The 15,042-nt window shown below is 55.2% G+C and carries 14 protein-coding genes; 5 read left to right on the plus strand and 9 right to left on the minus strand.

All coding sequences use genetic code 11. The features are described from left to right. Positions 1-23: 23 nt before the first annotated feature. Genes ABEA92_RS19870 through ABEA92_RS19880 form a run of 3 tightly spaced genes read right to left on the minus strand, consistent with a single transcriptional unit; the run spans position 24 to position 1,243 of the window. The gene (locus tag ABEA92_RS19870; protein ID WP_345685597.1) at positions 24-548 is read right to left on the minus strand and encodes a DUF4430 domain-containing protein; all 525 of its coding nucleotides are present in this window, start codon (positions 546-548) and stop codon (positions 24-26) included. 13 nt (positions 549-561) lie between these two features. Beyond that, entirely contained in the window at positions 562-780 is a 219-nt protein-coding gene (locus ABEA92_RS19875) for a hypothetical protein (RefSeq protein WP_040771334.1), read from the minus strand. Positions 781-832: 52 nt separating this feature from the next. Next, positions 833-1,243 (minus strand): HU family DNA-binding protein, encoded by a 411-nt coding sequence (locus ABEA92_RS19880; protein ID WP_425572467.1) that lies wholly within the window; start codon positions 1,241-1,243, stop codon positions 833-835. 497 nt (positions 1,244-1,740) lie between these two features. On the opposite strand from ABEA92_RS19880, the gene ABEA92_RS19885 reads away from it, so the two are divergent. The 5 genes from ABEA92_RS19885 (at position 1,741) to ABEA92_RS19905 (ending at position 6,828) form a co-directional block, all read left to right on the plus strand. After that, entirely contained in the window at positions 1,741-3,042 is a 1,302-nt protein-coding gene (locus ABEA92_RS19885; protein WP_345685598.1) for a redoxin domain-containing protein, read from the plus strand. A 250-nt stretch (positions 3,043-3,292) separates the two neighbouring features. Continuing rightward, complete coding sequence (locus ABEA92_RS19890; protein ID WP_345685599.1) at positions 3,293-3,925, plus strand: hypothetical protein; 633 nt, start codon at positions 3,293-3,295, stop codon at positions 3,923-3,925. Between the two features lie 62 nt (positions 3,926-3,987). Further along, entirely contained in the window at positions 3,988-4,617 is a 630-nt protein-coding gene (locus ABEA92_RS19895; RefSeq protein ID WP_345685600.1) for a hypothetical protein, read from the plus strand. A gap of 103 nt (positions 4,618-4,720) precedes the next feature. Beyond that, the gene (locus ABEA92_RS19900; protein WP_345685601.1) at positions 4,721-5,929 is read left to right on the plus strand and encodes a nucleoside monophosphate kinase; all 1,209 of its coding nucleotides are present in this window, start codon (positions 4,721-4,723) and stop codon (positions 5,927-5,929) included. A gap of 53 nt (positions 5,930-5,982) precedes the next feature. Next, positions 5,983-6,828, plus strand: a complete 846-nt coding sequence (locus ABEA92_RS19905) for a polyphosphate kinase 2 family protein (RefSeq protein WP_345685602.1) — start codon at positions 5,983-5,985, stop codon at positions 6,826-6,828. A gap of 732 nt (positions 6,829-7,560) precedes the next feature. On the opposite strand, the gene ABEA92_RS19910 is transcribed toward ABEA92_RS19905, so the two are convergent. The 6 genes from ABEA92_RS19910 to ABEA92_RS19935 form a co-directional block, all read right to left on the minus strand. Beyond that, entirely contained in the window at positions 7,561-9,060 is a 1,500-nt protein-coding gene (locus ABEA92_RS19910) for a hypothetical protein (protein ID WP_345685603.1), read from the minus strand. A gap of 99 nt (positions 9,061-9,159) precedes the next feature. After that, entirely contained in the window at positions 9,160-9,741 is a 582-nt protein-coding gene (locus ABEA92_RS19915) for a hypothetical protein (RefSeq protein WP_345685604.1), read from the minus strand. Positions 9,742-10,060: 319 nt separating this feature from the next. Continuing rightward, a complete protein-coding gene (locus ABEA92_RS19920) occupies positions 10,061-10,819 on the minus strand; it encodes a DUF4339 domain-containing protein (protein ID WP_345685605.1) in 759 nt (252 codons plus the stop codon). A 187-nt stretch (positions 10,820-11,006) separates the two neighbouring features. Continuing rightward, entirely contained in the window at positions 11,007-13,040 is a 2,034-nt protein-coding gene (locus tag ABEA92_RS19925) for a hypothetical protein (RefSeq protein WP_345685606.1), read from the minus strand. Position 13,041: 1 nt separating this feature from the next. Beyond that, positions 13,042-13,677, minus strand: coding sequence for an RNA polymerase sigma factor (locus ABEA92_RS19930; RefSeq protein WP_345685607.1), 636 nt, complete (start codon positions 13,675-13,677; stop codon positions 13,042-13,044). Between the two features lie 8 nt (positions 13,678-13,685). Next, positions 13,686-14,957: a DUF1501 domain-containing protein gene (locus ABEA92_RS19935; protein ID WP_345685608.1), complete on the minus strand. Its 1,272-nt coding sequence runs from the start codon at positions 14,955-14,957 to the stop codon at positions 13,686-13,688. Between the last annotated feature and the right edge of the window lie 85 nt (positions 14,958-15,042).

Raw genomic sequence — 15,042 nt, forward strand, 5'->3', positions numbered from 1 at the left:
CGGATTGCGAGACGCGTCTTTGGTTATTCGTCTTCGTAGGAACCAAAGGCCCATGTGATGGTTGCCGCAGCATCAAGTTCGGTGCTGCCGACACCTTTTTCTGCATGAACGCCATCGATCTTGTATTTCCAGCCTTCGGTGGCTGTCGTTGAAACGCCATCGATTTCACTGACGAATGCGGTGACCCCGGATCCGGTGATCGTGATGGGGATTTCATCGATGGAACGCATCACTTGTTCGACGGTCGCCCCGGCGGGAATGTCCGTGCGCGTGAACTCTTTTGTTGCGTCTTTGCCTTGGATCACCACCGTAACCTCGATGGTGTCTGCTTCGGCAGCCTCCGACGTCGCGACCGCGGATGAGTTCCCTGCGGCAGGTTCAACGGAATCCGTGGCGGATTTTCCGCAACCGGCGATCAACAGCGTGATCGCCATCAAGCCGATCGCGATTGCCTCGATCGGCGACCGGGAAACGCCGCAGTGGGGCGCGAATTTCGATTGCAGTTTGCTGGTGTTTCTCATGCCGGCAATGATAGCGGCGTGAGCCATCAAGCAAAAGGGATTACATAATCCCGCCATGCGTCCGGATGGGCGTCATATGGCTGGGCGACTCGAGGAACCAGAATCGTTCCCATTCGTCGACGAGCGAACGCAAGTCTTCGGAGGTGTACAGCAATTGTTGTACACGGCGTTCTGGCCGAGCGGAGTAGATCGGCACAAAGCAGCCGACCGTGGTGGTCAAAACTACAGCCAGCACGGTGAGTTGCAAGATTCGTCGCATCGAACGTTCCTCCATGAACGGTCTAAGTCAGATATTCGTGTGCGTTTTTCAGTTAGCCTTCGCCCCAGCTGCCGGTCGGGGCATCTGGTTTGACGGCAGGTTTTTGGTCGGTGTGATTGAGAGGAACTTCGTGGCGTGCGGGATCATCCGTTCTCGCGGATTCGGTTTTTCGGATTTCTTCCTCATCCAGGTCGCGGACTTTCAGTTCCATGTACTTTCCCGGCTTGAACGTCACGACGTGCTTGCTGGGAACTTCGACCTGTTGGCCAGTACGTGGATTGCGGGCTTTGCGAGCGGCTCGCGGTTTGACTTCAAAAACTCCAAAGTTTCGAAGCTCAATCCTCCGCTCTCGTACCAAGCAATCAACAATGGCGTCAAAGGTCTTTTGTACAATTTCCTTCGTCTGCTGTTGAGTCAGTCCTACCTCTTCCGAGATCGTTCGCACGATATCTTTCTTGGTCACACGTGACTCCCTGAGAACACGATCCCGTTTCCGGTAATCGCTCTAAACCCTTTGCTAGTTTCAACTTAAACGCTTTTGGAGTCTAAGTCCTCGATAGCACGCCGTCAAGATACTCGGGCGTGTTTCTCAGTAAACGATTCAGTTCACAGGTTGTCTCACAAGCATCATCGGTCTGGCGAACCGCTATTCTTGAACCAAATGGCATAATCCGCACAAAAGGACCAAAAAGGTTCTTGCTAATGGTTTTAACGCTTTCGAGTTGGACAGTCGGGGAATCCGGCGCCGTCCGAATGCGGCTGCAAAAGCGGGGGGCGGGCGATTGCCGAGAGGACGGTGCCCAGCCCCGCAGCGTTGGTCACCCTTTCGGCCGCCGACGCTCGATGCCATCGACTTTGGGAATCCGCCGCTATAATTTCGGTCCGGATCCGATCTCGGTCCAGCGCCGATGGTCGTCACTTCCACCATTTTCCACCCCTCCTCGAGCGATGCGAAATTTCATGAAACGATTGATTCTGTTGAACCTTCTCGTTTGTTTGCCCCTGACATTGACAACCATGCCGGTCGTGTCAGCACAGACGGCGAACGAGAATGCTGGCAAAACCACGGACAACAGCGACAGCAAGCCGCAGCTCGAAGAAACGCAGGCAGACGAAAAGCACGCGGACGAAAAGAGCACAGTCCAAGAGCCGACGATCGAGCCGCTGACAATCGGTTCGGAAGCCCCCGCTTTGGACATCGAGTACTGGATTCACGATGGTGATGGAGCGTTTTCGGAGGTGACCACGTTCGAAAAGAACAAGGTCTATGTGGTGGAGTTCTGGGCGACTTGGTGTGGACCTTGTATCTCAGCCATGCCTCATGTCGTTGGCCTGCAAAAGGAATTTGCCGATCGTGGGGTTCAAATCGTCAGCGTCAGTAGCGAGCCCGTCGAAACCATTGAAAAGTTTCTCGAGCGCGAGGTGTCTGGAGCCAAGGCAAGCGACGACTCGGCCCAAACGTTCGAGGATCTGACTCGCAGTTATTGCCTAACCACCGATCCCGATCGCTCGACCTCTAAATCGTATATGGAAGCGGCCGGCCAAAGCGGGATTCCCTGCGCCTTCATCGTGGGAAAAAGCGGGCTTATCGAATGGATCGGTCACCCGATGTCGATGGACGAGCCGTTGGCCAAGGTGGTCAACGACGATTGGGATCGCCAAGCGTTTGCCGAAGAATTCAAAGAAGAACAGCGCGCCGACATGGTTTTCAAGGAATTCGTCAAAGCGATGCGGAGCAACAAACCCAACAAGGCGCTCAAGCTATTGGATGGTTACATTGCCGACGGCAAACTTGCCAACCGCGTGTCGCAGATGAAAATGGTCAAATTACAAGTGTTGGCAAGTGATGAATCACGAGCGGACGAATTGACCGCTCACGTCACTCAATGGCTCGATGATGAATCGCTCGACGCAGAAGCGGTCAATCGTTTGGGGTGGACGGTCGCACGCTATGCCGCCGCCGGGAAAATCAACGATCAAGAAACGGTTCGTGCGACCTTACAGAAAACACAGTCAATTTTGCCGAATGCAGGCGAATTGAAACCGTTTGTGATGGATACGATCGCTCATCTGCAACTCGCGTTAGGTGACAAGGCGGCTGCGATTGCGACCCAAACCGAAGCGATTGAATTGGCCGAAGAAAGCCACAAGCCTCGATTGCAGCGGTTTCTCGACGAATTGACGGCTGAACCGGCTGCCGATGACGCCCCGGCGACGGAGGATTCGCCTGAGAAAACGCCGGCCAACTCCGATGAACCGTGACCGTGTGGCGAGGCACCCCTCGTTCCTCGCCAACCTCCGATTGCGACGCAAGAAAACGGTCTAAGCGGGGGATGACGTGAGCGGTGAACTCATTGCCGCTGAGAATCGTACAGAGTGGGCTGTATTACCTTGGCGGCTCAGGGATGGAAGTTTCGCAAGAACGAATCGTCTGCCCTCCCTCGCCGCCTCTTTCGCTTCCTGCTGAAAACACAACACACCCAAACTACCTTCCAAAGTCAAAGACGCACTCATGAGACACGTTGCCAAATTAACCGTTGCTGTGGTCGCCGTTGGTTACCTTGCATTTGTTTCGGGATGCAGCAAGCCGGCAACCGACGACACGCCAACCGCGGTGGTGGATCCCCAAGGGCATGACGACCACGATCACGATCATGATCATGATGATCATGGGCACGATCATGACCACGGACACGATCACAGTCATGATCATGGTCACGACCATGGGGCTGTCAAAGTGATCGATGCGGACAAGGCGGGGTTGGACGCCGATGCATTGGTGCATTTGGACGAAGCCGAGATGCCTGACAGCTATGCTGAGAGCGTGAAATTGCTTTCCGAGATGCGAGACAAAATTCGCGATGGATTCGCTGCCGGGAATGTCGAGCAGGCGGATGGGCCGCTACACGAGGTTGGGCATCTGCTTGAGCACATCGAAACGCAGGTCAATCAATCGTCGCTTTCGGACGAGCAAAAGAAACAAGCCGCCGAGGCGATCGAGTCTCTCTTTGATACGTTTGGCACCGTGGATGAACGCGTCCACGACAAACAGGGAAAAGCGGGGAAAGAATACAGTGAGGTCGCAGAATCGGTGGATGCATCGATCAAAACCCTTACCGACTTGGTCGATGCGACCAAGAAATAGTTCCGCCAACAAGCTTCCTCCAGCATTAAACGTTCGTCATCACTTTGACTTCGAATCGATCCATGACACTTTTTGCCAAATTGACCGCGTCACTCTCCGTCTGCCTGGCTCTGACCTTGGTGGGGTGTGGCGACTCGCCGGTTTCCAATTCGGAATCGGTTTCGTCGCCTTTCTTGGTCTCTAGCGAACCGCCGGGGGCGATCACCCCGACCGAGTTCAAGGAAGCCATCAGCGGCAAACAGCAAGCGGCGGCGGATGCGGACGCAGGCGATTCGGACAAAGGGGATTCAGCGGCAGATGAAGTAACGAGCGGCGATTCAGTGGCAAACGACGCGGCGGGCGACATCGCAGCGGCTAGCGAAGTCGTGTTGGCGGGTAAAATTGACGCCGGTGATCTGGATCCGTTTGAACCGGGCAAGGCCACCTTTGTGTTGTCCGAATTGCCCGATGCTGAACATGCGGCCGGCGATCCCGATCACGCGAACAATTGTCCATTTTGCAAGCGGAAATTGAAGAACGCACCCAAAGTGGTGGTGCGTTTTGTGGACGAGTCCGGTGAATTGATTGCCCGTGACGCACAAACGATGCTGGGGGTCAAAAAGGGGGATACGGTGGTCGTCAAAGGAGTTGCCGAGTATCAAGAGGCGATCAATATGATCCAAATCAACGCAGAATCGATCTATCGTCGCTGATTCTCGCCCAAAACGATTCAACGCAGAGGGGCCGTGACCGTTCTGGTAAACTGGTTATCCTAGGGCCATCGTCCCGTTCTGCATTTTTTTATTGAATCGAATTGTGAGCGCTTCCTTGCCCGAAAAACTCGACCCAAAGATCAAGACCACGGACTTGGAAGTCAAAGATGCCCAGTTAATTTTTAACTCGGTATGGAAGCGGTTGGAGGCCGAATATGGTCGTGAAAACCTGCATTTTCCCCGCGAACTGATTCTGCTTGGCGGTGCCCCCGGCGCGGGCAAGGGAACCAACTCGGACTTTATCCGCAAAGTTCGCGACATTTCGTCCGAGCCGATCGTCGTTAGCCAACTGTTAAGCAGCCCCGAAGCGGAAGCGATCAAAGCGCGAGGCGGGATGGTGGGGGATCGCGAGGTCGTCGGCATTCTATTTCGCGAATTGCTGAAGCCCGAACATCGCACCGGCGCCATTTTGGATGGCTACCCGCGAACCAAAGTGCAGGTCGAATGTTTGAAGATGCTGTACGACGAAATGAAGGCGTTGCGGCGTGAGTTCGCGGATACGCCTCACGTCGTCCATTTCAAACAGCCACAATTTCACATCATGGTGCTGTTTGTCGAAGAGTCCGAGAGCATCGAGCGACAATTGCATCGCGGCCGTCAAGTCATCTCGCACAACGAAGAGGTCAAACGCACCGGGATCGGAACGCTATGGGAAGAGCGGCCTACTGATTTCAACGTCGATCTGGCTCGCAACCGGTACCGGGTGTTCAAAGAACAGACGTACGATGCCCTCGTCTCGTTGAAGCAGATCTTTCACTTCCATTTCATCAACGCACAAGCTCCGCTCGAGGTGGTGCAAGAAAACATTCTGCGCGAATTGGAATACCAAAGTTCACTCGAACTCGATCCGCGAACCTTTCACGCGCTGAACCATCTTCCGGTCGCCAGTGACATCATCATGCATGCCCGCCGGGATCTGGTCGTCCGGCTTGATGCCTACGAGATGCAGCAGACCGAACTGTTTCATCAAGTGATTGAGTTGATCGAATCAAAGATGATGCCGATCGTGATTCGGCATGCCATTTCAGGATACTGTAGTATCAATACTGAAAATTCGATCCTCGAGAACCCCATCGCGCTTAAAATGCTGATTGACGTGTTCTCAGAGCGTGGTTTTCACGCCAGCGTCGATTTGCACCGCGATGAGATTCCGGTGCGAGTGGATTTGACAACGGGCGAGGTGCATTGCCGCCAGAAAAAAGTCTTTCGTATCGCCATCCGCTTTAAAGGGTCCGAGATACGTCGAGGCTAACTTGCGTGTTTGAATGATCCGCGATTCCAGTCCAATTCAACGAGGTTTTTCAGATGGATTTTGTCAAAAAACATATCGTTGAACCCGGTACGACGGTCCGTTTGAAAAAGATCGCTACCGAACCGGACGGCCCCTTTGACGATAAACAAGACGCCTACGACTTTACTGCCGATACCATCGCCAAGATGCGAGACTTGCAGTATCGCTTGTACGTCGAGGGTAAACAGTCGTTGCTGATTGTGCTGCAGGCTCCTGATGCCGCAGGCAAGGACGGTGTGATTCGCAAGGTGTTCGGGCACCTCAACGCGCAAGGCGTTCGTACGTTCCCCTTCAAAGTGCCCACCGAGATCGAACGATCGCATGACTTTCTGTGGCGGATTCATCAGTGCACGCCCGCGGCCGGCCAGGTGTCAATCTTCAATCGATCGCACTATGAAGACGTGTTGGTCGTGCGAGTCGAGGACTTGGTGCCCAAACGCGTTTGGAGCAAACGCTACGAGATGATCAACCAGTTCGAGTTGTTGCTTGCCGAAAATGGGACTCGCATCGTCAAGTTCTACTTGCACATCAGTCCAGCCGAGCAACTAGAGCGTTTCAAGGAGCGGCTGGATCGTCCTGAGAAGCACTGGAAACTGAATCTGGGCGACTATGACGCGCGTCAGCAATGGGATGCGTACCGCGAGGCCTACGAAACCGCATTCGAAAAATGCAGTACCAAGGCGGCCCCCTGGTTCGTGATCCCGGCCGACAAAAAGTGGTACCGCAACGCCGCCGTTTCCGCCATCGTCTGCCAAACGCTCGAAGAGATGGATCCTCAGTTTCCGGAGGTCGACGTCGATCTCGACCAAGTTCGCAAACGGTACGAGGACGCATTGGCACAGTTAGACGACGATGCCTAACTGCGTCGCCGTAGCGATTGCGTGGCAAAGATCGGAGGGCCTGTTGCGATTTGCCTGGGTAGCGGTGCGGCGCAAGCCGCCCGGTTGCGGCGAGTAAAACGTTCGAAATTTAATGAGCAGCTCGTCCCGCTCCGCGCTAAAAACCACGCGGTTGGTCCCGCAGGCACTGTAGGGGCATAAAAAAAGAGTCCACTAAAGGACTCTGCTGGCCCCGGCGACGGACAAGCGTGTCCGTCGGATGGGTAAGAGAGAGGGGGGCGGTGACAGTAAAGCTGCCCACATTCGCCATGCCCTAATGAAAACAGCGAGAATTATTTCTTGCGGTGACGAATTTTCGCTCGCATGCGGCGTTTCTTACGTCCAACTTTTCGTCGTCCTTTGCCCGTTCGTTTCGTACCCACCTAGTTCGTTCTCCATTGCGATTGGGTTGGTATGGAAAGCCATTACCAACGCAGATTGAATTAATTTTTAAGTTTAAACGCGTCGCCGCAAGGCACAGCCTACCAAAACCATTGCTAATGACCAAGCCCTAGCCTCATTCCGCGACGTTGCGAAGCGTTTTCGGGTAGCTACCGTCGCCAGAAGGTGGTGATTCGCAACGGACGGCCTCCACCCGCGCTCTGGCGAGCGTAGCGATGGGAACGCCTTTGCCGCAATTTTCCGCCTGCAAATGCTCCGCAGCGTCGCCCAGTCCGCTGCGGTTGACAAGGCGATTTTCCTGGTCAGCGTCGTCTAAGTGAACGTGGGGTCGTTGTCGCGACCGTAAACCGCCAATGCGGATTCAAATGTTTCTGCCTTGATTTTGAATTCGGGCTGCGAATCGGTGTAGTGATTGCAGTGATCCACCAGCACTCGGTACAGGAACCGGAACAGGTGGCGTGGTACCCGCAGCGACTGGAACGCCGAGAGCATCCGTTGGTAGCTGACGTCGTCCTCAAACAAATCTTTGGGTTCAGGCGTTTGGTTGTCGCCTGCACAAGCCATCATGCGAGCCCGAGCCAGATCATAAAGGGCCTCGCCGGTCCACTGAAACGCGGGGATCACATTCTGTTTGTCCAACCTTGCTCGCTCGTGAAATTCTCGAGTCTCACGCTCAATTTCTCGATGCAATTCTTGAGGCAGCATCATTTTGAATCCCATGCCAGGATGTTTTAGCAGTTTGTTGTCCAACATTGGCCAGACAAAACGCTGCATCAATTCGGGTTTTCCGCCCGTCATGTGCGGTTCGTCGACACGGTCCATCAACACGATGATTCCGGTGTAGCCAAGTTTGCGAAGGATGCCTTGGAACTTGTGCAGCAATTCATAACGATCGTCGGTGCGATCGTAGCGAGGCAGCGGTTGGCTGGCCAACTCCGATTTGGGGATGCTCTGCAGCACCTTTCGCATCGATCCGGTTTCGCGTTTTCCGACTCGCATGTGTCGGTGCATGCCCAACGCGGCAATTTGGCACTTGATCACCCGGATCCAATGCGGCAACCAACCGATCACCAACAACAGCGGCAACAACCAAAGTGCGGTCAAGTCGCGGCCACCCTCAGCAAGCGTGGTGGGCGGGAACAGCCAGCCAACAAAAATGATCGCCAAGATCGACCAAACAATCGCACCGAACAAGGTCGTTTTGGACGACATGTTTCCATATCGCAGGTGTTTTCGCAGCGAGTTCCAACGCGACATGAAGGTTGAATCGGTCGATTGGTCATAGCAGGCCGCCAGCAACAACAAATCTCGTGCTGACGTGCGATCCAATGATCGGATCGAAGCGTCATCGATCGCATCGGCCTTGCCCGTCGAGTTGATCCCCAACATGCGGTCGACCAAATCGGTGACGCCGATGCAAAGAATCGCGTCGACATGGTCCCACAATCGCCACGCATCCAACACCTTTTCAGGCTTCTTGCTGACGCGGCGACTGAGCCGTTCGCTGAAATGATCCAGGAACGGATTGAAGTCATCGTAGTGAATGACGTAAACGCGCCGCTCGGAATTCTCGTGGTTGTAACGCGCCAAGTGACGGTCAATCTGTAACCGCATCGCAGTCTTTCCCGATCCCTTGGGCCCGAAGATGATCGAGGTCGACGGATCGCTTGGATCACCGTAGACCTTGTCCCAAATCGGGTGATACGCGTTGCTGATGCAGTGCTCTTTGAACACCGGGTCCGTTTGCGCATCTTCCTCAGCAAAAGGGTTGCGGAGGATGCCATGATGTTCAAGAAAACTTTGGATGTTCATCGCGGAATGCTTACAAAAGGGCCTGTGTTAAAAAACGATTCGCGTCAGAGAATTAGCGGCGGTTGACTCGCGGAGGGTTTTTCCACCCTCGTGTCATCCTTACTTTTCGATGCTTTTGATCATCTCGACGAAAGCATCGCGGTTTTCGGAAACCACTTCGGCAGGACCGACCATTTTGACAAAGTACTTGCGGCCTTCGGGATGGACGATGATCGCGCCGGTCATGGCATAGTTTTCACGCTCGACCGTCTTGCCACCGAAAAAGGGACCTCCGCCCATCCGTTCTTGGAACTTTCCGCTGACGTCAACGATGTGAACGTTCCACTTACCGACTTTCATCTCTTTGGTTTTCTGAGCTTCGGGATCACCGCCGCTGAATTGACCTTTCCAACGAGAAATGTTCGCTTGAACATCACCACCAGCTGCCATGAACGTCACGCGTGCCGTTGCCTCTTCGTTCTTTTCCGACTTGGCAACAAATTCATGCTCGATGATTCCCGATTGCGGCTTCGTCGCTTTGAATTCAGCAGGCACCTTCAAGTCGGCCTCGCCAAACACGCTGACCGTCTTTGCTTCGGCTTTGTCGGACGTATCCGCAGCATCGGCGGCAAAGGAATGGGGCGTGACCACAGCAAAAAGGGTGGCAAGGCAAAGGGTGCTTAGTCGTTGCGCAGTCGTCATCGTTCTGGCTCCTGGGGAGATTCTGGGTGAGTCGGGGCTTCACTTGTCGTCTACATCAATGGCTGGCAGGGGATCGGTTTTTGAAGGGCCGATTGCGCCAGCAGCTACCCGATACTGTAGTACATCGGTCCACCGTCCGGTATCGGTCCGCCGCCGTTACGTCGAGGCGAAGCTAAATCTCGTTCCAGTTGTGAGCTTGTGTGCACTTATGCCGCCCCCGCCGCCAAAAACGAGGGCCCACTGCAAACGAGGCTGTAAAATCAGCCCCGTCGAAAACAAGCGGGGCGAAAACGCTTTCGCCCGTAATGCGAGATCGGCCCTACCGCCCCGCCACCGCCAACAGGGCGGCGACCAACCCAATTGCGACAAGAGAAAGGACGGTAATCGTGACGGCGCGTTGCAGGAATCGCTTTCGCTTGATCGCTCCGATTTGTCGATTTCCATACACTTCGGTTGCCGCGGGTGACATGTCTCCGGACGATGGGGTCAGCGCCGCCGAATCAAACGCGAATTTTTCAGCGGTGTCACCAAAATGATTGTTTCGCTTGGCTACCGGGGTAACCACAGCGGCACGGCCGGAAAGCTCGGGCAATACGTCGATCGCATCCCGCCACTCGGCCCAGCCGTCGCGCCACACCAGCGCCGTCGCTGCGACACGGCCTTCGGTGATCCATTCACGAAACACCTCTTCGCTGGCCGGTCCGTATTGACCACCACTGGGTGGGCGAACGTACCACGTGGACTCGCCGTCAAACAATGCACTGGATGACTTGGGACGCTCAATCGTGCGAGCTGCCGGAGCAACATCGACGTTCGCAGCGATGTCCTCACCCGAAGAATCTGATGCCGTCGCGACCGAACTCGGTTGGCGAGACTCAGCTTGTGGCTGCGGAGCACCCGCTTGGGATTCAGCGGCGACGGGGGCGGTCCGCACTTCGACCGGAGTGGATTTAGCGGTGTCGTGCAACGGAATACGGAATCGTGACGCACACGATGGGCACACCCCGCGGCGGCCCGCGAGTTCACGCTTGATATTCAGTTGCTTGTTGCAAACATGGCAGGCGAACCGGATGCCCATGTCAGTCCCTCGGCCTCGCTCGACTAGATGGAAGAGAATCCCCAACGACAATGAATCGTTGGATCTCTATCATAATCGAATCATCCAAGACGCGGGGCTTTGCGAAGAACAAACGCGGTGCCGCGAGCCATCCGATCATGCCCCGAACCAAGGGTTTCGTCGTCACCAAAGGGCGTGGGGTGTTTTTCTAGGGATGGATCATCCACCACACACGGTGCAGGATCAATGGTTCGGGATTCTTTTCCGCGACCATTTTGTCGACGACGTCGTCGACCGGTTGGGGAACCTTTTGCATCGGGACAAGGTAGGCTAGATGGTTCACCTTTTCGTCTAAACCGTCGATCAAGGTCAGCCATTGAACCGGAGGTCCGACTGCTTTACCTGGAAACTGCTCGATCGTGACATTGGCTTTCTTCGCAGCCGCTCCCTCTGAACGTTTCGGCTGGAATGCACGGTTCGCCGAATCAAGCGTCTGCGCCAACAGCATGGTTTCTTTCTGAATCGCGTCGAGGCTGACGCCAACGGAGCGACTGGCAAACTGAACGCGTTTGGAAACTGGCAACGAGGCGTGCTGGGGCGGTGCCGCCGCAAACGCCCCGACCAACATGTTGCCATGGTCGATATCCGCTTGGCTGGCCATCGCAATTTGATCAGCTCGCAGGGCTGCCGGAACCGATCGTCGTGTGGTCGAGGTGGACACAATCAACGCCAAGGTGCGGGCAATGTCAAAACGTGAATCGATCAAATCGTCGACCAATCGTCGCTCGAGCGAACCGAGTGATTCGGTATGCGGAGGCGTCGACAAATCGACAACCGAACCGCGTAACGGACGCCCGTGAACCATACGCCACATCGAATTGACAACGCCGCGAGCAAGTTCGCGAGACCCCGTGACCCGTTGTGACCATTGTTTCAAGTCCATCGCTGCGGTGTCGCCTGAACCTGCGATCCAGCTGGCTGGCACTCCTGCTTCGACCACTTTCTGGCGGCCATCAAGCGTTTCAAAGAAAACGAGCTCATCCGAGGCTCGGTCCGTTTTGACGGACAGAACTTTTTTGTTTTTTCGATTGACGCTTCGCTCCAACAATCCTGCAAATGCCCAATATTCGCTCTGCGTGCCGCGGCTTTCGATCACCGAATCGTGACATTTGATACAGCGAACGTCGACATTCATCGTCAGCGTGGCAAAGCGGCGAGCCAAAGGATGAATGCCATCGGTGGCGTTCGCCGAGTACCAGTGCAGCGAGTTTTGGCTGTCACCGCTGATCCAAGCAGTCAGCGTTTCATCAAAGGGTTGCTGCGAACCAAAACAGTTCGCTAGCTCGCTCAATAACGAAGTCTGACTGTCGGAATCAAGTTTTCCAAACCCACCATCGGTGACCACGTTCAAGAATTGCTGTGCGGCGCTGCGAGCCACCTCGGGGTTGGCAAGGAACGTTTCGAATGCGGTTACCGATTCGATCGCTTGTTCGGGGACCTCGGTTCCCAATACGTTCGACAATCGTGCTGCGATTTCAGCCACAGCCGCTTCTTCCGCCGCTTGGATGCCAAGCGATGACCAGTAATCGTGCAGGTTGGTGTCGATCTCTGTTGCGACCAACGTCACGGCCTTGCGGTTTTCCGGTGCAATCGTTGGCGTCTTGAGCGTGGCTGATGGAACCACGCGTGGCTGGGTTTTCGGTTGCTCGATCTCGGTTAGCGGATCGGCGGCCGAGGATTCCATCGCTAACGGAATCCCCTTTAGCGGTTTTCGGTCTACTGATTCGGAAGCCACATTCTTTTGCGACGTGGTCTCGGCCGAACGGGGGGCTGTGCCATCATGCGCAAGTTCGTGCGATCGCAGCGCGCGGTCGGACACACCGGGCAGTGAATCGAGCTGATTTGCATCTTGGGCTGTCAGCGGAGGATTGACATCGTTGGCGTCACGGGCAATCCACACGACCAACAGGAGTGCCGCAGCAATCGCGGCGATCGCAGTCGCAATTTTCCACGGGGAAAGTGTGTCAGGTTTGTCGGCAACGGTACGCCGACGTGTCGCTTCTACCTCGACCCGCAGCGACCCCGATGAAGTCAAGGATTCGGCACATTGCTCGCCCTGAACAGGGGTTTCACGCAATCGCCGCAGGATTTGTTGAGACAAATCGGGAGCGGGTCGGCCGTGTAATTCGGCCAACATCGCGTCAATCGCTTGTTCTTCGTGAGGGGAAATTTTTCGGTTCATCTTATCTATTCTTAGCGTGCAGCTTCTCCTCGACACAATCTCGGAGTTGCTGCTTTGCTCGTTGCATCAAATTTCGTGCACCATGATCGGAAATTCCAAGTGCAGCACCGATCTCAACTCGGCTGATGTCATCTCTAAAACGCATTTGCAGTGCCGATTGTGCTCGCTCGGTTAGCAATTCCATGCAATTTCTTAGCGCATCGATGGCAATATCGCCCGTCAAATCCTTGCCCGCCCAGCGATTCCAGATTTCGTCCAGCACCGCTGGCTCGGCCACGGTTTGCACCCGGCCGTGTTTGCGATGCCGCGAAACCAGCAAGTTGTACGCGGTGCGTCTTAGATAACCGGCGGTCGCGGCATCATTGTGCTGCGTGAAATTGCCCTGCCGCAAGACACGTAAAAACGTTTCTTGAGTCAGGTCGTCCGCCGTAGAGCTGTCGCAACCGAGCATCCGCAAGTACCGCCAAACGCCTCGTTGGTGGCGCTCGATCAGTTCCGCGGGCTCGAGATCGACGTGAGGATCGCAAACACTCGAGTTCGTGGTGGAGCCGCGCAGCCCCACGTCCGCATCGCTTTGATGACTTGCATCCGCTGCGGAACTGAGTGGTTTACGTTGCGATCCATCCGACTTTGGCACTGCGTTCGTTACACAAGTTCGCGAATGATCTTGCCGCCACCAGCAATTTTCATCGGTCGACCATTCTTGCTGGTAAAGGTTTTTTCGGTAGAAATTCCGAGTCCCTTGACCACGGTGGTCATCAGGTCTTCGGAACTGTAAGGCTCGGTCTCTACCGCCGACCCATCGCGGCTGGTCTCGCCAACCGCCAAACCGCCCTTGATATCGGCGCCACCCACAACGCAGGACCAAGCACGTGCAAAGTGATCGCGTCCGGCTCCGGCATTGATGTTCGGCGTGCGTCCAAACTCACCCATCCACATCACCACGGTGTCTTGCAGCAATCCACGTTGATCCAAGTCTTCGACCAACGCGCTCATCGCTTTGTCGAGGATCGGCAGTTTGTTGTCTTTCAGTGTAGCATGAATATCGCCGTGGTTATCCCAGCCGCCAAGATCGACTTCGATAAACGGCACTCCCGCTTCGACCAACCGGCGGGCCAACAAACAACCTTGGCCAAATCCATTGGTCCCGTAACGTTCTTTGACCTCTTCGGGTTCCTCGGCGACTTTGAACGCCTTCATTTGTTCGCTGGTCATCAAATCGAACGTCTTTTTGAGGACTTTCGAATGCTCGGTGGCGGGCAAATCTCGCGTCCGTTTGGCAAAATCTTGCTCGATCATGTTGAGCGCCGCCATCCGCTGCATCAAGCGAGAATTCTCCATGCTCATCTCGAGATTGCGAATTCGGCCGTTGCTGGTCACTGAAAACGGCGACCATGCCATCCCCAAGAATCCAGGCCCGGTGCTGGCACCACCGATCGAAACGAACGGCGGGATCTCGAGTTCGGGCCGTTGGTCAATCAATTCGTGCGACAACACCGATCCATAGCTGGGGTGTTCGATGTTCGGATTGGGAACGTATCCGGTGTGCATGTAGTAGCGGCCGCGATTGTGATCCGCTTCACGCGTCGACATGCTGCGAACGATCGACATGTGTTTCATTTGCTGAGCCATCAAGGGCATGTGCTCGCAAATTTGCATGTCGCCCGTGGTCGAGATCGGGCGAAACGGGCCTCCGGTGCTGGCCCCTGGTTTCAAGTCCCAAATATCGATCGTCGACGGGCCGCCCCCCATCCATAACATGATTGCCGAACGCCGTTTCTTTTTCAGTTCGTCGCTGTTGGCGTAGATCGAGCCTCCCATCGTGAACGCGGCTGCCGCAGCGGCCGACGAGCCGGCTAGGTGGCTCATGAAGTGACGCCGAGTCATCCCCGCTGGGGTGTACCATTGATTCATCATCTCAAACGTGCCTTTCAATTGCCTCTAATAGGAAGCCGAAAACTTTGGGGTTGGGGATACAAGTGACTAGGGATTCAGGTGACTA

Origin of the sequence: Novipirellula caenicola (assembly GCF_039545035.1) — a bacterium.
GTDB classification, from domain to species: Bacteria; Planctomycetota; Planctomycetia; order Pirellulales; family Pirellulaceae; genus Novipirellula; species Novipirellula caenicola.